This window comes from Altericroceibacterium endophyticum (assembly GCF_009827595.1).
GTDB lineage: Bacteria > Pseudomonadota > Alphaproteobacteria > Sphingomonadales > Sphingomonadaceae > Altericroceibacterium > Altericroceibacterium endophyticum.
On sequence record NZ_WTYT01000001.1, the window covers coordinates 476,121 to 494,361 of the forward strand.

Consider the following 18,241-nt stretch of genomic DNA (forward strand, 5'->3'; position numbering starts at 1 on the left):
TACGATAGTATTATTAGGCACTGTCAGACAGAACACGATGCCGCTAAAGGGCGGGTCATGTTCACCTCGCTCGTCTCTGTTCGAACCCTGCTCGTCGCGATTTTCGTCATCATGGCGGGCGGTGGTTTTCTATCGACCCTGATCTCGGTCCGGCTTGAGGCGCAGGGTGCGAATGCGTTCACGATCGGTCTGGTCGCAGCGGCCTATTTTGCCGGAATCACGATCGGGTCCGTACGGGTGCCTCAGCTGATTGCGAGGGTCGGCCATATTCGATCATTCGCCGCCTTCGTCTCGCTGTTCTCGGCGAGCAGCCTTGCCTACTCAATCACTATGAGCGCCCCGGTCTGGGGCATGTTGCGACTTGTCGATGGCTTTATGATGGCCGGCGTCTTCGTCTGTCTGGAAAGCTGGCTCAACCGGCAAGCGAGTGCGACCACCCGCAGCTCGATCCTGGCGGCCTACATGATCGCGCTTTATGGTGGACAGGCGCTGGGTCAGTTCCTGCTCAACCTTGGCACGCAGCAGCCCAGCCTGCCCTTTGTGATAGCCGCTATCCTGCTGTCGCTGTCGGTCGTCCCAGTGGCGCTGACCAAGATCGACCAACCGCAAATGGAGCATATCGCCCCGTTCTCGCTTCGGCGTCTTTATGACGCCTCGCCACTCGGAGTGATCGGAGTGCTGACCACCGGCGCCATTCTCGGCGCATTTTATGCGATGGGCGCGGTTTTCATCCAGCGGCTCGGGATGGGATTGGCCGAAGTGGCCTTCTTCACATCCTGCGTCATTGGCGGCGGTGTCGCACTGCAATGGCCGCTCGGGCTCCTCTCCGATCGGTTCGACCGACGGACGGTGATAATCGGCTGCATGGGCATCGTGCTTGCCATAAGCATCGTGCTTTCCTTCTTTTCCCAGCCAAGCGCCCTCCTCTTCGTACTCGGTACCCTGTTTGGCGGGTTTGCCTTTGCTCTTTATCCATTGTGCGTGGCCCACTCGAACGATCATCTGACGGAGGAGCAACGCGTTGGTGCAAGCAGCGGTCTGGTGCTTACCTATTCTGCTGGCGCGGTCGTCGGCCCGATGATCGCGTCAGCCGGCATGCAAGTGCTGGGCGTTCGCGGCCTGTTTGCAACCATGTCCGCCTTTGCCCTGGTCGGTACGCTTTTCGCGTTATGGCGCGCGATCGTTGGCAAGCCAGTCAGTGCCGAGGACCAGGGGGCGTTCCAGTCACTGCCCAGAACCACGCCCATGGTCGCGGTGCTGGAAGTCGAAGAAGAATAAGCGCGCGATGGAACGGGCTGTTCTCGCACATAAGGGAGCGTACTCGTTGGAAACGAACACGCAAGGCTGCGTTTCAGGATCGTCCTTCGATCAAGGTCTGAGTGACAATTTCCAGTTGACGCTGATACGCCACTTCTTGCTGTAACTGGAATAGGGCTTGTCAATCACACGGGCAGCTTCCAGCCCAATCATTCCCTTGTCCGAATAGCCTATCCGCACCCCTCCGCCTGCAGATGCCATATCGAAGCTTGCACCGGTGAAGCGTCCTCGCGCCAATACGTCTCCTGTAGCGTAATCCACGAAGCCATAGATCTCGCTTGGACCAAAATCGCCGGATAGCGGCCGGAAGGCTAGTTCAAGCGACGATCCCAATCCTCGATCGGAGCTAATCAGTCCGTTTTCGAAAGCGCGGCCCAATGTTTCCCCGCCGACGGTAAAGCGTTCCGTCACCGGCACGGGGTCCTCGGTCCACTGTCCGCTCAGCCGCACGCGGGCGATCACGTCGGTTATGACCTGCTGTGAAAGCGCGACCAATCCATTCGCTTTCCGGAATTTTAGGTCGCTCTGGCTCGCCGCCGCGGTCGCATTGAAGATATTCAATCCCTGACTAACCGTCAGGCGGCCGGATATAAGGCGTTCTGGTGACTTTTTAGAGCCCGTAAGCGCGGCACGTAATGCGCGCACCTTCTCTGTCGCGACGACCGACCCGAAAGCCGAACTGTCAGAATCAACCGCATCCAGACCAAATGCGGCGTTCAAATTTGTACGATAGGAGCGGATCACGGGATGGGTGATCAGCAGCGACGCCGTATCCGCTGTGCCCTTCACCAATGTACCGGAGGGCTGTGTTTCAAGATGCCCAACCGATGCCCTCACCCGCGTTCCTTCGGATGTTATCGGCGTAGAATGACTGAGACTTACATACAGCAAGTCTTTGAAATTGGTCGATGATGCGCCCGTTATTTGGGTCTGATCCCCATCGCGAAACAGGTTGTAAGCTTTGGCGTTGGCCTCCACCTGGCCAGCCTCGATCAACTGGGTGCTGCGGTTATTATAGGAAACACTGACCGTGGGGCGGAGATAATCGAGTTCCAAGATCAGCCGAACTGCCCCCCGGCGTGATCCAACCTGCATTTTCGGCTTTACGTCAATGCCCGGCAGATCACGGATCAAGGAAAGATACCGCTCCAACTTCGGGCGGGTCAGCGGCTGTTCCTGGCGAAGCTTTTCGGCATAGGAGCGGACCAGATCAAGATCGCGCCCCTCCACTTCACCTGTCAGCACAACAGATTCTATGTACCCTTCTGCCACGGCTATTTTGACCGTGCCGTCCGAAAAATCCTGATCGGGAATGACCACGGTGAACAAAGCAATGTCGGATTTGCCATAGGCTTGTGACATTGCTGCGGTCAGCGCGCGCAGATTTTCGATAGATGCTGCCTGCCCTACGAAATCCTCAGCCGCTCGGGCCACAATGAGTGGGACCTCGGTTCCAACAAACTGGATATGTCGGATAGTGGAACCCTGATCGGCAGCGGCGCGAATGCTGACTGGATCGGAGGTTGTCGCGTCTGATTCTAGCGGATCTTTTCGGACATCCTCTTGCGGCAACTGATCGAGCCGTTGGTCATCGAGCGGCGTTGCCGTCTGGGCAAAGCCCGGCGGAGCGAGCCCTGTCGCGATGAACAGGGCCGCCCCGGAGGCAACTTTGTTTATAGCTTGCATGGTGCGTGTGTCTGTCTCTTACTGTCCACCACCCAGCAGGCCGCCAACCAGGCCACCATTGGATGATCCGCCAGTGAGACCCTCAACAGTGTTGCCAACACCGTCGGTCACGCCTTGAACAGTATCGCCCAGCGCGTTGCCAGAACCGCCGCTACCTGCTCCTTCGAGACCGTTGGTAACGCCATCAAGTGTGTTGGATAGGCCATCTCCTGAAGATGCACCTTGCGTCAAACCACTGGCAACATCATTCACCGTATCCGTGACGCCATTGACGGTATTGCTCAAGGCATTGCTCTCGCCCTGTTGCAAAGCCGGGCTTTCCAATGTCAAAAACTCCCCATTCGAGGCAACGCCAGCGGTAAGCAGCTGGCCGTCATTCTGACTTTCGGACAATGCGCTGACCCCTAGCAGGGCAGAATCGCTTTCCGCACCAGATGCCACGCCGACGCTGGCAAGCGAGGCGTCTGGCTGAGAATTGGACAAGGCACTGACACCAATCAGACTGTCGTTGGTCGGCTCACCGATGGTGGCCTCACCCAGTGCAATGCTGACCGTATCTCCTGGAGCGGCTGTCAGGCCATCCACCAGATAGGCTTGCCCATTTCCGGTATCGACCAGAGCCTGTCCGGTACGATCAACCGTGGACACAACACGCCCGACGATTGAGGTTTCTCCGCCCGGCAAAGCGCCATCCACCAGAGTGGCAATCTGAGAGGTCCCGTCGGCGACGGTGGTAACGGTCTCACCCGTCGCCACCAATACGCCAGACACGACAGGATTGGTATTCTCAGGATCACCGGTATTCGCGAGCAGGCCGGTGCCTGCGACACCTTCTTCACCCACAAGACCGCCTGCGGCAAGTGCATCGACACCATCGGTCAAGCCGTCCAGTCCATCAATTCCTGCAGGACCTTGTGGACCAGCGGGGCCGCGTCCACCCTGGGCGACGTTCTGGCCGCCCCCGCCTGAGCCACCGCTTCCACTATCTCCGCCGTTCCCATCGCTTCCAGTACCGTCATCAGGTTCGTCTGGTGCTTGATTACCAACAGCTGCCAAGCGGGTCGTGCCACTGGATTCGCACCCAGAAAGTCCAAGTATCGCGATTGATCCGGCGACAGCGGCTAAGAAATTATACTTATGAAGTTTCATAATATCAGCCTCCAATAACTCCGTCCTCACCCGGATTGAACGATCTGGATATTAAGATTACGTAAAGATACTTTCTTGAAAAAATCTCGTCATTACAGCATCTTATATTCTATTTTCAAAATGGTTCCCACTTGAAAAAAAGAAACATCTATTCATAGATTAGTCGCTGGAATTTAGGGCTACAGATAACACCGATTCAAGCGCCTCAAAAAAACGGCCGCCCATTATTGCACATCATTCGCATTAGCGTATGCTGTGTCTGTGAAATGGAGCAAGCCGATGTATCAATTTGTCGATCAACCCATTACCCGACTCGAACAGGGCAGCCAGTTCCTCCTCGCAGCCATGCGCGCTTGGGAATGGTCAGCGCTCGATCATCGCTGTCCGAAGATCGGCCTGTCCGTCAGTTTTGCCCAAATAGGGCTGCTTCAGGCGCTGGGCGATTTTCATGAGCTGATGATGATGCTGGGCATAACATCCAGTGGACAGCGCAGCTTTGCGGCAAACCGTCACGCACCAGTGAATGAAGGGGAAGCCATATTGCTCGCGGTCTGGTCTGATGTAGCCGCCCGCAACTATGACCGCCCGCAGATGGTGCTTGGCGCGCTTTACAATGCCTCGACGGCGCAGCGGGCTGTTTTGCTCACGCAACAAGTCAGCGCGCAAATGGCCCTAATTGGGTTATTCCCCGATGCTCCGCTGGAAAATTCCCTCACCTCGCGCACTGAGCGCTGATTTCTACCCCTCCAAAATCTGAAAGTTTGAATATGAGCGATCGTCTGGAGCTGCGCGCTGCCCTGGCCCCATCCAAAAGCCTGACCGTCGAAGAAGTGCTGTCAGTCAAACATTGGAACGAACATCTCTTCAGCTTCACCATCTCCCGCCCGGCCTCCTTTCGGTTTCGATCGGGCGAATTTGTGATGATTGGCCTCCCCGGTGATGGCCGCCCACTGCTTCGGGCCTATTCCATTGCCAGCCCATCCTATGCAGAGGAGCTTGAGTTTCTTTCCATTAAAGTTCCCGGTGGGCCGCTGACTTCGCGACTGCAATTGATTGAACCGGGGGATCATATCTTTCTCGGCCGCAAACCCACAGGTACGCTGGTGAGCGATGCCCTGCTGCCGGGCAAAAGGCTGTTCCTGCTGTCGACCGGCACCGGATTGGCGCCGTTTCTCAGTATTATTCGTGATCCCGACATTTATGACATGTATGAACAAATCACGCTGGTTCACTCCGTCCGCAGAGTAAGCGATCTCGCCTATCGCGCGGAACTGGAAGGGAAACTGGCGGACGATCCGTTGGTGGCCGATCAGGCTCTGGTGCAATTCCGCTATGCTCCAACTGTTACACGGGAGAATTTCCACACTCAGGGCCGGATCGACAGGCTGATGGAAAATGGCGAACTGTTTCATCACTTGCTTGGGGGTGAGGCAGCATTCAATCCGGAAACCGACCGTATCATGCTGTGCGGCAGTATGGACATGATCCGTGATTTTCAGGCCCGATTTGAAGATCTGGGCTTTGCAGAAGGCGCCAATTCCGCGCCTGGCCAATTCGTCATCGAGCGGGCCTTTGTCGATTGAGCGTCTCGATGCCGCATGAAATTGACAAAATCTGGTAAACCGGTTGCTCCAGCCTCGCTGCCCGCTTATCGGGAAACCGAAACACCTAAAAAGGGAGAGAGGCAGTGAGTATTCTTGAAGGTCGCGTCGCGGTGGTCACCGGTGCCAGCTCTGGCATTGGCGAGGCTTGCGCGATTTCCTTTGTCGAGAAAGGCGCGAAAGTTGTGCTGGCCGCCCGCCGTGCCGAGCGGTTGGATAAACTGGTCACAAAGCTGGAAGCCATGGGCGGTGAAGCCTTGGCCGTGGCCACCGATGTGACGGACGAAGCAGCCGTTGAAAATCTGTTTGAAAAAGCGGTTGAGCGCTTCGGCACCGTCGACGTGCTGATCAACAATGCCGGCATTGCCGACAGCACAGCGGCGCATGAGCTTGAGCTGGACCTCTGGAACCGGGTCATCAACACGAACCTCACCTCCGCATTTCTTTGCTCGCGTGCAGCGGTGCGCGTCATGAAGGGCAAGGGGCATGGCCGGATTATCAATATCGGTTCGATTTCAGCACGCGTCCCGCGTGAGAACAGCCCTGCCTATGCCGCCAGCAAATGGGGTCTGGATGGTTTGACCCGCGCCATGGCGATCGATGGACGTGAGGACAATATTGCTGTCTCGATTTTTCATCCCGGTATCGTCGCCACCGAAATCGCACCGGGTGCGGTCAAACTGCCATCGGATATGTCAGCAGATCCCAAGGATATAGCCGACGTCATCATTCATATGGCCGACATCCCCGATCATTTGAACTTCTATGAAGGTCTGGTCGTTCAGAACAAGATCCCCTTCCTCAGCCGCGGCTGAAGAACGCCATTCAAAAGCCTGAAATCAAATAAAAAGGCCGGAAAGTTCATTCTTTCCGGCCTTTTTATGGTCTGCGCAATTTCTGTGTGAAGTTCAGCCCGGCTGATCGGGTGCATTGCTAATATCGATATAGCGGCGATCATAATAGGTAAGCGGGGTAGCATTATCCCGGTGACTGGCCGCGATCAGTTCCCCGATAAAGATCGTGTGCGTACCAAACTCATGGCTATGCGCGGTTTTGCAGACGAAGCTGGATTGGGCATTCGCCAGAACGGGCACGCCGTGATGCTCCTCCCAATCGCCGATGGCGAAGCGTTCTTCCCCTGCCTGCTTGAGCATGAACTGGTCTGCCACATCGCGATTACCCAGCCCCAGCACATTTACGCAGAATGTATCAACACTGGCCAGAGGTTCATGCAAGGATGCCGACCGGTTGATGCAGACCAGCAAGGATGGCGGGTCAAAGCTCAGCGAGCTGACGGCGGTGGCGATAATACCATGCCGCGCTCCGCCATGCCCGGTTGTGATGGCATAGACGGTGGATGAGACGTGCCGCATTGCCGCATGAAATGCGTCCAGAATGGCATCGGTGTTTTCGTTCATATCAGTCACGTGGCTGACAATGCGGCCCGGTTGCGAAGGGATCAAGGGGGAATCCTTGCTCATCCACCTCTCGGAAGTTTATGTGCATCAGCTGCAAAGTTTGCGCGCGCTCAATCGGTCGCCCGCCAGCCACATTTCCGGAGTTTTTATGTCGAGATTTCTAATAGTTGAAGCGCGTTTTTATGACCATTTGAACGATATGTTAATTTCCGGCGCGAAAGCGGCCCTGGAGAATGCTGGTCATGAAGTGGAAATCCTGACGGTTCCCGGGGCGCTCGAAATCCCAGGCGCGATTGCGATGGCGGTGGAAGCGGGCGGTTATGATGGCTTCGTTGCCATCGGCGTTGTCATTCGCGGGGAAACCTATCACTTCGAAATCGTTGCCGGAGAGAGCGCAAGAGGAATCATGGCCCTGACCATGGACGGCATAGCGATCGGCAATGGCATTCTCACCACAGAGAACGAGGCACAGGCAATTGTGCGTGCCGATCCGGAGCAGTCCAACAAGGGTGCCGGCGCGGCTGAAGCGGCCATGGCTCTACTGAAACTGCAGGAGAAAATTCGCTGATGACCCATGCTTCGCTTTCCGGAATCCCGATCGTCCTTGGTGGCAATGTTTTTGGCTGGACCGCCGACGAAGACACGAGCTTCGCCGTGCTCGACAAATTTTACGAACATGGCGGACGAATGATCGACACGGCCCAGGGATATTCCAGCTGGGTCGATGGCCATTCGGGCGGGGAAAGCGAAACAGTGCTCGGCAAATGGCTGGCAGCGAGAGGGGATGCCGTGCGCGGTGACATGCGCATCGGCACGAAGGTCAACATGTCTGGTGAAGATGGCGGGCTTGCCCCTGATGCAATTGCCGGTGCGCTTGAGCAGTCCCTGAACCGGTTGCAGACCGATTATGTCGATCTCTATTATGCGCATCGTGACGATCTCGCGACACCGCAGAAGGAAATGGCGCAGGGGTTCGACGCCCTCATGCAGGCAGGCAAGGTCCGTGAAATCGGCGCATCAAATTTCGATGCTCCCCGGCTTGCCTCGGCCATTCAGGCTGCAAGAGAGGCGGATTGTACGCCTTTCAGCGTGTTGCAGAACGAATATAACCTGGTCAAACGCGGCCAATTTGGTGCCGATCTGCAAAATCTCTGCCTTGATCAGGATATTCTGGTCTTCACCTATTTCTCGCTCGCCTCCGGTTTCCTGACCGGGAAATATCGTGAAAAATCAGATCTTGAGGGGCAGGATCGCGCAATGATGGTCGAAAACTATCTGGATCAGGGACAGCGCGTTTTGGCAAAACTCGATAAGATTTCGGAGGAGACCAATGCCTCCCTCGCGGCCATCTCGCTGGCCTGGTTGATTGCTCAACCGGCTGTAACCGCTCCCATCGCGAGCGCCAGAAAGCCCGAACAGCTGGACGCCCTGCTGGAAGCCGCACGGCTAGAACTCAGCCCCGAACAGATCGAAAGCCTCAACCTCGCGATCTGATAAGGGCTTTAGTCGGCACTGAATTGCATTGCCACGAATGCAAGACGGGGAAGAGCGCGGTTTAACCCGCCCTTCCCCGTCTTGATTGGCAGCTTTAGCGTGCGAGACGTCCGAAACAGCCTTTGCCTGCGAAAGAGGCGGACGCGCCCAGCTCTTCTTCGATACGAATAAGCTGATTGTATTTGGCAAGCCGGTCAGAGCGCGCAAGCGACCCGGTTTTGATCTGGCCACAATTGGTGGCGACCGCCAGGTCAGCGATCGTCGCATCTTCTGTTTCGCCCGAGCGATGGGACATAACAGTCGTATAGCCTGCGCGATGCGCCATATCGACCGCTTCGAGCGTTTCCGTCAGAGTGCCGATCTGATTGACCTTCACCAGCATTGAATTGGCCATACCCTGTTCGATACCCATAGCGAGACGGTCAGGATTGGTGACGAACAGATCGTCCCCCACCAACTGAACCCGGTCACCAATCGCAGATGTCAGGGCTTTCCAGCCTTCGAAATCGTCTTCTGCCATCCCGTCTTCGATCGAGATGATCGGATAGGAATCACACAATTTGGCAAGATAATCAGCCATTTCCTCGCCATTCAGGGAAAGATTCTCGCCTGAAATCTCATAACGGCCATCTTTGAAGAATTCGGTTGAGGCGCAATCAAGCGCCAGCATGACATCATCGCCGGGCTTGAATCCGGCCTTTTCGATCGAAGCCACTACGAAATCCAGCGCATCTCGTGTGCTAGCAAGGTTAGGAGCGAAACCGCCCTCATCTCCGACCGAAGTTGAAAGACCGCGTTCTGCCAGTCCCTTTTTCAGAGTGTGGAAGATCTCGGCGCCCCACCGTACCGCTTCGGAGAGCGTATCGGCGCCGACCGGCATGATCATGAATTCCTGAAAATCGATCGGGTTATCAGCATGTTCGCCGCCATTGACGATATTCATCATCGGTACTGGCAACATATGGGCGGATACCCCGCCAATATAGGAGTAAAGCGGAAGCCCGCGCGCCGCCGCGGCGGCCTTGGCTACGGCAAGGCTCGTGCCCAGGATCGAATTGGCGCCCAGATTGGCCTTGTTATCCGTTCCGTCGAGATCGAGCATCGCCAGATCAATATCGCGCTGATCCTCGGCATCGAGACCCAGTAGCGTATCGGCAATCGTGTTGTTCACAGCATCGACGGCTTTGAGCACGCCCTTGCCCAGATAAACGTTCTTATCGCCATCACGCAGTTCAACTGCCTCATGCGCACCGGTCGACGCGCCGGAGGGGACTGCAGCACGGCCAAAACTGCCATCTTCAAGCAGAACATCCACTTCAACGGTCGGGTTGCCCCGGCTGTCAAGAATCTGGCGGCCGTGAATGTCTATAATCGCGGTCATTAGCTATCGCTCCAATTTGCTTTTGGCGATCTCCTATGCGGCGGAACCATGGCGTGCAAGCCGCGTTTGTTTTATGATATGTAACTAATGTGATGTTTCGACGAAGAATTGTTGCCGGAGCATAGCAAGAAAAGGGGAAATTATGGTCGATACACCTAAGAACACGCCGGTTGAGCTCGCCGATGACAACAAGGCCGAAGCCAAAACACGCTTCAACGCTGCGCTTGAAGAAGCAAAAGCTGGGGCCGCTGCACTCGGCGCCGAAGCTAAACAGCGTATGGAAGGGTATCGTGATCAGGCGAAGACCAAGGGTGAAGACATGAAGGGTGATGCACGCGGAAAAGCCAGCAACCTCGCCACAGAGGGCAAGGCAAAAGTCAGCGGCGCAATCGCCAGCCTTGGCAAACTGATCGATGAAAACGCGGTCAAGGTCGATGAAGCCGTGGGCGCGCAATATGGTGACTGCGTTCGTATTGCTTCAAAGAAGCTCGACGAAACCGCCTCTGCCCTTGATGAAAAGAGCGTCGAGGAACTGACCGAGGAAACACGTCAGTTCATTCGCCGTCGCCCTAGCATGTCCGTCGGCATTGCTGCTGCGGTCGGCTATTTGTTCGCCCGGACGTTCCGTAGCTCCAAGTAAAAACACGTGACATCAACACAGAGAGACGGTCTGCCGACCCCACCAGAGGATGGCGAAATTCGTTTGCCTGATCCCCCGGGGGCGGAAGACGATCATTATCACGGTGATGGCTTTGAAGAGCGCTCCATTCTGGATGATCTTCTCGCCCTTTATGAAGATGTAAAGATCTACATTGAGGCCGAGCTGAACTTCCAGAAGAGCCGCCTGAAGTTCACGTTGAAGAGCCTGAAGCTAGCGGCGGCTTTTGGTGGTGTCGCACTCGTCTGCGTGTTTTTGGCGCTGATTGGTCTGACGGTTGGCCTGATCATAGCGCTCACGCCGATCATAACCGCATGGGGTGCGACATTCTTGGTGGTCGGCGGCTTGCTGATCATTGCGTACGCCTCTGTGAAAAAGCTGATCGACAAAGTGAAAGCCGTGTCGAGAGCCTTCGCGAAGGATGACAATTCAGAGGTCGGCAATGACGTTTGAACAACAGATGATCCATGACCGTTCTTTGCGAGATGCGGCGCGGGCGCTGATAGACAGCGATGTCGCTTTCCTGCGGGAAGATATCGAACATCGGGGCCTCGCCTCACGCATCGGCACACGTTTTGTCGAGGGCGGTGCGGACCTTGCGGATGATACGCAGGACTATCTTCTGGAAAATCCGGCGATCGTCGGAGGGGTTCTTTGTGCAGGGTTATTGTGGCTTTTCCGCAGACCCATCATGCAGTGGCTAAACCCGCCAGAAGACGCAGCGGATCAGGAACCAGTGCAGCAGTCTAACCGTTCGCAAAACAAAGCAAATTTAAAGAATAAGGAGTTTCGCGATGGTAGAAGCTAAACCGACGACAAGTCCTGAAGTGACGAAGAGTGAAGAAATCGAAAAGCGCGTAGAAGCGGCCACCAATCGCAATACCGCTCGCCAGCCTTCCAACCTTGAAAAAGCGGGTGAGAAGGCCATCGAAGCGAAAGATAGATTCACCGATTTTGCAAAAGAACATCCGCTGACGGTTGCCGCAGGCGGCTTGGCGCTGGGTATTGTGATCAGTGCGATGTTCCCGCGCTCTCCAACACGCAAAGCCGGAGCCAAGGCCGCGAAGCGTGCAGCAGGCCTGGCCGGCATAGCTGCCGATATGGCGATGGCTTACGCACAGCAAGCAGCAGACGTGACGGAGAAGGTTGGTCGTCGCGGTGCTGAAAAACTGGAAGATCTTGGCGATGATGTGGGTGACCGCACAAGAATATTCCGCCGCGGAGCCCATTACCGCATGGAAGGTGCGAGCGATCATGCGCGTACCCTCGCCCGCGAGACAAACAAGAAAATGCGTCGCACGTTACGTCATCGGATTAGCTAATATCAGGGATTGCAGCCGCCGTGTAAGGTCTTATGGGGACAGGTACATCCGCAACATTCCGAAAGGACCACAATGGCTGAACAGCTTCTGCATCTCGTAATGGGCGGTCGCGTAACCGATCCGACTGGCGTAGAATTTGAAGATGTGGACAATCTCGACATTGTCGGCGTCTTCCCAAATTACAGTTCCGCGCTGGAAGCTTGGCGCGGCGCCGCACAGCGGACGGTAGACGATGCCGAGATGAAATATGTCATCGTTCATCTTCACCGTTTGATGGACCCCCAAGCACCGGGAAAATGACCAGAGATTTTGGAAAGGGAGATGCCTGGCATCTCCCTTTTTTGTGCGGCAAGGGCTTCATTTACCCGGCCTACGCCGGCGATGTTAGTGAATTAGCCACATGGTTGGCTGCGCCCATGTTGCTCCAGCGACTGGACACGGCGAAACGGCCCGCCCCATTCCGGAGCGAGCCGTTTTTAGTGTCATTCGGCCTGTGTTCCTGGTGAACAGTGATGCCTCATCCCATTTGATGAAACATACGGGGCTCAGATGAATTCGACCTTTTCAATGAGGTAGAAGCGTTCGCCAGAAGGGACGGTCACTTCCACTTCTTCCCCGACATTCTTGCCGATAAGTGCGCGGCCCATCGGTGAATCGTAGGAGATACGGCCTCTCTTGGCATCGCTCTCCATCTGGCCGACAATCTGGTATTTCATCGGCTTGTCATCTTCATCAAGCACCGTCACCGTCGCACCAAAGATAACTTTGTCACCCGAAAGGGTGGTCGGGTCGATGATTTGCGCACGACTGGTCTTGTCTTCCAGGTCCGCGATAGTCGCTTCGACCTGACCCTGCCGCTCCTTCGCAGCATGATATTCGGCATTCTCCGAAAGATCACCATGCGCGCGCGCTTCCTCGATTGCCTCGACAATCTTGGGGCGCTCCTGGCGCAAGGCTTTTAGATCAGCGGTGAGCTTTTCGTAGCCTTCCGCCAGCATTGGCACTTTTTCCATTGCACGTCCCTGTTCTAAGCGTTTCCCGACAAAATCCGCTCCGCCCTTTTTTGGGCGGCTGAGCGGCGTTCAATTGTCGGGAAAAACGCGCGTGTTTCAGCTATAATAGTCTTGCAAGGATCGCACTTCAAGCTCGCCACTCTTAACTACTGCAATTGCTTGCGCTGCAGCGAGCGAACTGGCGGCCGTGGTATAGTAGGATACCTTATTCGCCAGCGCCGATGCTCGGATCGACTGGCTGTCCTTGAGGCTCTGCCATCCTTCAGTTGTGTTGAAGATTAGGGCGATGTCGCCATCCATGATCCGGTCAACAATATGCGGTCTGCCTTCGGCCACCTTGTTGACGCGTTCCACCACGATCCCTGCTTCATCAAGATATGCGGCCGTGCCGCCGGTGGCTACAATCGTGAAGCCTTTTTCAACCAGCAAACGGACGGCCTGAAGGATCAGCGGCTTGTCACTATCCTTGACAGAGACGAAGACCTTCCCGGATTCCGGCAAGATCATCCCTGCCCCCAGCTGCGATTTGGCAAAGGCCAGTGGGAAATTGCGATCAATGCCCATCACTTCACCGGTTGAGCGCATTTCGGGCGTCAATGCCGGATCGGAACCTGGGAAGCGGGCAAAGGGGAAGACTGCTTCCTTTACCGCCATGTAATCAATCTCACGCTTGATCTTGGGCAAATCGACCAACTTTTCGCCGGCCATCACGCGCGATGCGATCTTGGCAATCGGATCGCCAATAGCCTTGGCGACAAAGGGAACTGTCCGGCTCGCGCGCGGGTTCACTTCGATCAGATAGACTTCGCCATCCTTGACCGCGAATTGCACATTCATCAGGCCGCGAACCTTCAGACCGAAGGCCAGAGCCTCTGCCTGACGCTCCATTTCCTGAATGATTTCAGGTGGAAGACTGTAAGGCGGAATGGTGCAGGCACTGTCACCGGAATGGACGCCAGCTTCTTCAATATGCTGCATCACGCCGGCAACCACGACCTGATCGCCATCGCAAAGCGCATCGACGTCGCATTCCACAGCATCGCGCAGATATTGGTCGATCAGCACCGGGCTATCGCCCGACACATTCACCGCGGTGGCGATATAATTATCGAGCTGCGCTTCACTGTCGACGATTTCCATCGCACGTCCGCCCAGCACATAGGATGGACGCAGCAGCACTGGATAGCCGATCCTCTTTGCCACGGCTGCCGCTTCTTCGCGGCTCCGGGCGATGCCGTTTTCGGGCTGCTTGAGGTTCAGCTTGCTCACCAGTTTGGCAAAACGTTCACGGTCTTCGGCAAGGTCGATCGCATCGGGATCAGTACCGAGAATGGGGATACCGGCCTTTTCCAGCGCGCCAGCAAGCTTCAGCGGTGTTTGACCGCCAAATTGAACGATGACGCCCACCAGTTCGCCGCGAGAATGTTCGACGCGCAGGATCTCGAGCACATCTTCAGCTGTGAGCGGTTCAAAATAGAGCCGGTCAGACGTGTCGTAATCGGTGGAAACAGTTTCCGGATTACAATTGACCATGATGGTTTCGAACCCGGCTTCCGCCAGAGCGAAACAAGCATGGCAGCAGCAATAATCGAATTCGATACCCTGCCCGATCCGGTTAGGACCACCACCCAGAATAACGATCTTCTTGCGATCGCTTGGGAAGGCTTCGTTTTCGGCCTCACCAAAGCTTGGCGCTTCATAGGTCGAATACATGTAGGGCGTGATCGCATCGAATTCAGCGGCGCAGCTGTCGATCCGTTTGAAGACGGGCAAAACGCCCAGCTTCTGACGCAGCGCGCGAACTTCTTCCTCACTCGTCGCGCCGGCCATGGCGCGCAACGTGTCATGCAGCAAACCCGACCGGGACGCCTGCGTTTCCGCCATGCCACCAGCAACGCCGACTGACCGCACGGCCAGCGTGGCAAGCCGTTTGTCAGAAAAGCCCATCGCTTTGAGGCGCTGGAGCCCCGGCGCATCATTGGGCAGGCCGTTTTGCGAAATCATCTGTTCTTCATAGATGATTTCCTCGATGTGACGCAGAAACCACGGGTCATAATGCGTGATTTCATGCACTTCTTCCATCGAGAAGCCTTCGCGGAATGCCTGTGCAACCTTCAGAATCCGTTCCGGTGTTGCCCGTGCCAAGGATGCCCGGATTTCGCTCTTTTCGGCGCCTTCCAGCTCAACAATGCGGTTGAAACCATCAAGATCGGTTTCAAGACCCCGCAGGGCCTTCTGCATGCTTTCCTTGAAGTTACGACCGATAGCCATGACTTCACCCACCGATTTCATCGCGGTGGACAGCTCGGCCTTGGCACCTTTGAATTTCTCAAACGCAAAGCGAGGAATTTTGGTGACAACATAGTCAATTGTCGGTTCAAAACTCGCCGGGGTTGCGCCGGTGATTTCATTGGTGATTTCATCCAGCGTATAGCCAACCGCCAGCTTGGCCGCGACGCGTGCAATCGGGAAGCCGGTGGCTTTCGATGCCAGTGCGGATGAGCGCGAAACACGCGGGTTCATCTCAATCACGATCAAGCGGCCATCTGCCGGATTGACCGCGAATTGCACATTGGACCCGCCGGTTTCGACGCCAATTTCACGCAGCACGGCAATCGAGGCCGAGCGCATGATCTGATATTCCTTATCCGTCAGCGTCAATGCAGGCGCGACAGTGATGGAATCGCCCGTATGCACACCCATCGGATCGACATTTTCAATCGCGCAGATGATGATGCAATTGTCCGCCTTGTCGCGGACGACTTCCATCTCGAATTCTTTCCACCCGAGCAGCGATTCCTCGATCAGCACCTCGGTGGTCGGTGAGGCTTCCAGACCTTCACGAACGATCCGTTCGAATTCTGCACGGTTATAGGCCACACCGCCGCCCGTACCGCCCAGCGTGAAGCTGGGGCGGATGATCGAAGGCAAGCCAGTGCGTTCCAGCACCGCCAGCGCTTCATCGAGTGTATGGGCCGTCCCCGAGCGGGCACTTTCCAGACCGATGGAGTCCATCGCCTCACGGAAACGGTGCCGGTTTTCTGCTTTATCGATTGCATCGGCATTCGCGCCGATCATCTGGACGCCATGCTTTTCCAGTGTGCCGTCATTATACAAAGCCAGCGCACAGTTCAGCGCCGTCTGTCCGCCCATCGTGGGCAGCAGCGCATCCGGCTTTTCCTTTTCGATGATCTTGGCGACCAGTTCGGGCGTGATCGGCTCCACATATGTGGCGTCGGCCGTTTCCGGATCGGTCATGATCGTCGCCGGATTGGAGTTCACCAGAATAACCCGGTAACCCTCTTCTTTCAGTGCCTTAATGGCCTGAGTTCCGGAATAATCAAACTCGCACGCCTGACCGATGATGATCGGACCTGCACCAATGACGAGAATCGATGAGATGTCTGTGCGTTTAGGCATTTAACCGAGCGATCCCACAAATTTCTGAAAGAGATAAAAGCTGTCTTGCGGCCCAGGCGATGCCTCGGGGTGATATTGCACACCGAATGCTTTGCGGCCCTTGATCGCAATCCCGCAATTCGACCCGTCGAACAAGGAAACATGTGTTTCTTCGACCGTATCGGGAAGCGTCGCGTTATCGACGGCAAAGCCGTGATTCATGCTGGTAATTTCAACCACGCCATCCTGATTGCGCTTCACCGGATGGTTCGCGCCGCGATGGCCCTGATGCATCTTGGTGGTGGTCGCACCGGCTGCGATGGCCAGCATCTGATGCCCCAGACAGATCCCGAAAATCGGAATGTCACGCTCAAGCAGATCCTTGATCACCGGAACGGCGTATGCGCCTGTGGCGGCCGGATCACCCGGACCGTTGGATAGGAAAACGCCATCAGGCTTGAGGGCCAGAATATCGTCTACCGTACTGGCCGCAGGAACGACAGTCACGCGTGCGCCGGCCTGAACCAGATTGCGGAAGATATTGTCCTTTGCGCCATAATCGATGGCAACCACATGGGGCAGCGTTTCGTCAAAAACATCCGCATAGCCCTGCCCCAATGTCCAGGGGCCGCCTTGCCATGCTTGCTGCTTGCTGCGGCTCACATCCTTGGCCAGATCCATACCTTCAAGACCGGGCCAGTTTCGCGCGAGTTCGAGCAGAGCCGGAACATCGAAATCACCGCGCGGATGATGCGCAATCACCGCATTGGGCGCGCCATTCATCCGGATGCGGCGCGTAAGCGCACGCGTGTCGATGCCCGAAAGGCCGATCTTGCCCTTGGCCTCCATCCATTCGCCAAATTCTGACGTGGCGCGGAAGTTTGAATTCAGCGTAATTTCTTCACGCGTGATGCAGCCCACTGCGCCATCGACATTGGATTCGAGATCCTCGTCATTGGCGCCGACATTCCCGATATGCGGGAAGGTGAAGGTTACGATCTGAGCGGCATATGACGGGTCAGTCATCACTTCCTGATAACCCGTCATCGAGGTGTTAAAACAGACTTCGCCGACCGCGGCACCAATGGCGCCGAAGCCCTTTCCCCAAAGTACCGTGCCATCTGAGAGCACAAGGACTCCGCTCGCACCTTTGGGCGGCGCGTGCGAAGATGCGGGGTCAGCCATGGGCAGCTCCGTTTCTTAAAGTGTTATCGGCAATGTTTGCTAAGGCCCAGCGGCTAGACGTGGTGTGCCCCTCCGTCAAGCTGTCACACACGGGAAAAATGCGCTAGGAAAATTCCTCCCCGCCACGACGGTCCACCCTTCCACAGGAAAGTTGCTGATTAATGCTGCGTGATACACTTAAAAAAGCCCAGATCGAAGCCATGAAATCTGGGGACAAGGAGCGTCTGGCTGCAATCCGTCTGATTCTCGCCAAGGTAAAAGATCGCGATATCGAACAGCGCACGTCGAACCAGGATGGTGATGATGATGCGATGGTCATCGATGTGCTTCAGAAAATGGCCAAGCAACGCCGCGAATCGATTGAGATGTATGAACAGGGCGGCCGCGACGAATTGGCTGCGAAGGAAAAGCAGGAACTCGGGGTAATAGAGGACTATCTGCCCCAGCAAATGAGCGCCGAGGAAACCACCGCCGCTGTTGAGCAGGTGAAGACCGACATTGGTGCTGAAGGTATGAAAGATATGGGCAAGGTGATGGCCGAGCTGAAGGCCCGGCACGGCGCGCAGCTGGATATGAGCAAGGCCAGCGGGCTCGTGCAGCAAGCCCTTTCCTGACAGT

At 56.0% G+C, this 18,241-nt stretch carries 20 protein-coding genes; 12 read left to right on the top strand and 8 right to left on the bottom strand.

The annotated features are described in order from the left end of the window. The first annotated feature begins 57 nt into the window (after positions 1–57). The gene (locus GRI91_RS02315; RefSeq protein WP_160735001.1) at positions 58–1,278 is read left to right on the top strand and encodes an MFS transporter; all 1,221 of its coding nucleotides are present in this window, start codon (positions 58–60) and stop codon (positions 1,276–1,278) included. A gap of 90 nt (positions 1,279–1,368) precedes the next feature. Here the strand turns inward: GRI91_RS02315 and GRI91_RS02320 are convergent, their stop codons facing one another. The 3 genes from GRI91_RS02320 to GRI91_RS02330 are packed head-to-tail and all read right to left on the bottom strand — an operon-like array spanning position 1,369 to position 4,073. Then, a complete protein-coding gene (locus GRI91_RS02320) occupies positions 1,369–3,003 on the bottom strand; it encodes a ShlB/FhaC/HecB family hemolysin secretion/activation protein (RefSeq protein ID WP_160735002.1) in 1,635 nt (544 codons plus the stop codon). Positions 3,004–3,021: 18 nt separating this feature from the next. Beyond that, complete coding sequence (locus GRI91_RS02325) at positions 3,022–3,885, bottom strand: hypothetical protein (protein ID WP_160735003.1); 864 nt, start codon at positions 3,883–3,885, stop codon at positions 3,022–3,024. Beyond that, entirely contained in the window at positions 3,882–4,073 is a 192-nt protein-coding gene (locus GRI91_RS02330) for a hypothetical protein (RefSeq protein WP_160735004.1), read from the bottom strand. Before GRI91_RS02330 ends, GRI91_RS02325 begins: the two co-directional genes overlap by 4 nt. A 358-nt stretch (positions 4,074–4,431) precedes the next feature. Here GRI91_RS02330 and GRI91_RS02335 point away from each other — a divergent pair, with 358 nt between their 5' ends. The 3 genes from GRI91_RS02335 to GRI91_RS02345 all read left to right on the top strand — a co-directional run bounded on the left by GRI91_RS02335 (position 4,432) and on the right by GRI91_RS02345 (position 6,568). Further along, entirely contained in the window at positions 4,432–4,887 is a 456-nt protein-coding gene (locus GRI91_RS02335) for a hypothetical protein (RefSeq protein WP_160735005.1), read from the top strand. Positions 4,888–4,919: 32 nt separating this feature from the next. Next, positions 4,920–5,735 (top strand): ferredoxin--NADP reductase, encoded by an 816-nt coding sequence (locus tag GRI91_RS02340; RefSeq protein ID WP_160735006.1) that lies wholly within the window; start codon positions 4,920–4,922, stop codon positions 5,733–5,735. A gap of 104 nt (positions 5,736–5,839) precedes the next feature. Beyond that, positions 5,840–6,568, top strand: coding sequence for an SDR family NAD(P)-dependent oxidoreductase (locus GRI91_RS02345; protein ID WP_160735007.1), 729 nt, complete (start codon positions 5,840–5,842; stop codon positions 6,566–6,568). Positions 6,569–6,661: 93 nt separating this feature from the next. Here the strand turns inward: GRI91_RS02345 and GRI91_RS02350 are convergent, their stop codons facing one another. Next, complete coding sequence (locus GRI91_RS02350; RefSeq protein WP_237437599.1) at positions 6,662–7,234, bottom strand: flavin reductase family protein; 573 nt, start codon at positions 7,232–7,234, stop codon at positions 6,662–6,664. An 85-nt stretch (positions 7,235–7,319) separates the two neighbouring features. Here GRI91_RS02350 and ribH point away from each other — a divergent pair, with 85 nt between their 5' ends. Together ribH and GRI91_RS02360 are read left to right on the top strand one after the other, a co-directional pair. Then, complete coding sequence (gene ribH, locus GRI91_RS02355) at positions 7,320–7,739, top strand: 6,7-dimethyl-8-ribityllumazine synthase (RefSeq protein ID WP_160735342.1); 420 nt, start codon at positions 7,320–7,322, stop codon at positions 7,737–7,739. Continuing rightward, positions 7,739–8,665: an aldo/keto reductase gene (locus GRI91_RS02360; protein WP_160735009.1), complete on the top strand. Its 927-nt coding sequence runs from the start codon at positions 7,739–7,741 to the stop codon at positions 8,663–8,665. The genes ribH and GRI91_RS02360 overlap by 1 nt, the downstream gene beginning before the upstream one ends. Before the next feature lie 94 nt (positions 8,666–8,759). Here the strand turns inward: GRI91_RS02360 and eno are convergent, their stop codons facing one another. Further along, complete coding sequence (gene eno / locus GRI91_RS02365) at positions 8,760–10,046, bottom strand: phosphopyruvate hydratase (protein WP_160735010.1); 1,287 nt, start codon at positions 10,044–10,046, stop codon at positions 8,760–8,762. 142 nt (positions 10,047–10,188) lie between these two features. On the opposite strand from eno, the gene GRI91_RS02370 reads away from it, so the two are divergent. From GRI91_RS02370 to GRI91_RS02390, 5 genes are all read left to right on the top strand, one after another. Continuing rightward, positions 10,189–10,686, top strand: coding sequence for a hypothetical protein (locus GRI91_RS02370; protein WP_160735011.1), 498 nt, complete (start codon positions 10,189–10,191; stop codon positions 10,684–10,686). Between the two features lie 6 nt (positions 10,687–10,692). Beyond that, positions 10,693–11,157: a phage holin family protein gene (locus tag GRI91_RS02375; RefSeq protein WP_160735012.1), complete on the top strand. Its 465-nt coding sequence runs from the start codon at positions 10,693–10,695 to the stop codon at positions 11,155–11,157. Then, the gene (locus GRI91_RS02380) at positions 11,147–11,512 is read left to right on the top strand and encodes a hypothetical protein (RefSeq protein ID WP_160735013.1); all 366 of its coding nucleotides are present in this window, start codon (positions 11,147–11,149) and stop codon (positions 11,510–11,512) included. The genes GRI91_RS02375 and GRI91_RS02380 overlap by 11 nt, the downstream gene beginning before the upstream one ends. Then, positions 11,499–12,026 carry a hypothetical protein gene (locus tag GRI91_RS02385; RefSeq protein ID WP_160735014.1) on the top strand — a complete coding sequence of 176 codons (528 nt, stop codon included), beginning with the start codon at positions 11,499–11,501 and terminating at the stop codon, positions 12,024–12,026. The genes GRI91_RS02380 and GRI91_RS02385 overlap by 14 nt, the downstream gene beginning before the upstream one ends. 72 nt (positions 12,027–12,098) lie before the next feature. Continuing rightward, positions 12,099–12,326 (top strand): DUF4170 domain-containing protein, encoded by a 228-nt coding sequence (locus GRI91_RS02390; protein ID WP_160735015.1) that lies wholly within the window; start codon positions 12,099–12,101, stop codon positions 12,324–12,326. A gap of 245 nt (positions 12,327–12,571) precedes the next feature. On the opposite strand, the gene greA is transcribed toward GRI91_RS02390, so the two are convergent. The 3 genes from greA to carA form a co-directional block, all read right to left on the bottom strand. After that, the gene (gene greA / locus GRI91_RS02395) at positions 12,572–13,039 is read right to left on the bottom strand and encodes a transcription elongation factor GreA (RefSeq protein WP_160735016.1); all 468 of its coding nucleotides are present in this window, start codon (positions 13,037–13,039) and stop codon (positions 12,572–12,574) included. Between the two features lie 96 nt (positions 13,040–13,135). After that, positions 13,136–16,459, bottom strand: coding sequence for a carbamoyl-phosphate synthase large subunit (gene carB, locus GRI91_RS02400; protein ID WP_160735017.1), 3,324 nt, complete (start codon positions 16,457–16,459; stop codon positions 13,136–13,138). Next, entirely contained in the window at positions 16,460–17,623 is a 1,164-nt protein-coding gene (carA, locus tag GRI91_RS02405; RefSeq protein WP_160735018.1) for a glutamine-hydrolyzing carbamoyl-phosphate synthase small subunit, read from the bottom strand. Positions 17,624–17,784: 161 nt separating this feature from the next. Between carA and GRI91_RS02410 the strand changes: the two genes are divergently transcribed. Beyond that, positions 17,785–18,237: a GatB/YqeY domain-containing protein gene (locus GRI91_RS02410; RefSeq protein WP_160735019.1), complete on the top strand. Its 453-nt coding sequence runs from the start codon at positions 17,785–17,787 to the stop codon at positions 18,235–18,237. Positions 18,238–18,241: the final 4 nt, after the last annotated feature.

Coding starts and splice junctions, on each gene's coding strand:
- GRI91_RS02315 (WP_160735001.1), top strand. CDS start 58: ATGTTCACCTCGCTCGTCTCTGTTCGAACCCTGCTCGTCGCGATTTTC.
- GRI91_RS02320 (WP_160735002.1), bottom strand. CDS start 3,003: ATGCAAGCTATAAACAAAGTTGCCTCCGGGGCGGCCCTGTTCATCGCG.
- GRI91_RS02335 (WP_160735005.1), top strand. CDS start 4,432: ATGTATCAATTTGTCGATCAACCCATTACCCGACTCGAACAGGGCAGC.
- GRI91_RS02340 (WP_160735006.1), top strand. CDS start 4,920: ATGAGCGATCGTCTGGAGCTGCGCGCTGCCCTGGCCCCATCCAAAAGC.
- GRI91_RS02350 (WP_237437599.1), bottom strand. CDS start 7,234: ATGAGCAAGGATTCCCCCTTGATCCCTTCGCAACCGGGCCGCATTGTC.
- ribH (WP_160735342.1), top strand. CDS start 7,320: ATGTCGAGATTTCTAATAGTTGAAGCGCGTTTTTATGACCATTTGAAC.
- GRI91_RS02360 (WP_160735009.1), top strand. CDS start 7,739: ATGACCCATGCTTCGCTTTCCGGAATCCCGATCGTCCTTGGTGGCAAT.
- eno (WP_160735010.1), bottom strand. CDS start 10,046: ATGACCGCGATTATAGACATTCACGGCCGCCAGATTCTTGACAGCCGG.
- GRI91_RS02370 (WP_160735011.1), top strand. CDS start 10,189: ATGGTCGATACACCTAAGAACACGCCGGTTGAGCTCGCCGATGACAAC.
- GRI91_RS02380 (WP_160735013.1), top strand. CDS start 11,147: ATGACGTTTGAACAACAGATGATCCATGACCGTTCTTTGCGAGATGCG.
- GRI91_RS02385 (WP_160735014.1), top strand. CDS start 11,499: ATGGTAGAAGCTAAACCGACGACAAGTCCTGAAGTGACGAAGAGTGAA.
- GRI91_RS02390 (WP_160735015.1), top strand. CDS start 12,099: ATGGCTGAACAGCTTCTGCATCTCGTAATGGGCGGTCGCGTAACCGAT.
- greA (WP_160735016.1), bottom strand. CDS start 13,039: ATGGAAAAAGTGCCAATGCTGGCGGAAGGCTACGAAAAGCTCACCGCT.
- carB (WP_160735017.1), bottom strand. CDS start 16,459: ATGCCTAAACGCACAGACATCTCATCGATTCTCGTCATTGGTGCAGGT.
- carA (WP_160735018.1), bottom strand. CDS start 17,623: ATGGCTGACCCCGCATCTTCGCACGCGCCGCCCAAAGGTGCGAGCGGA.
- GRI91_RS02410 (WP_160735019.1), top strand. CDS start 17,785: ATGCTGCGTGATACACTTAAAAAAGCCCAGATCGAAGCCATGAAATCT.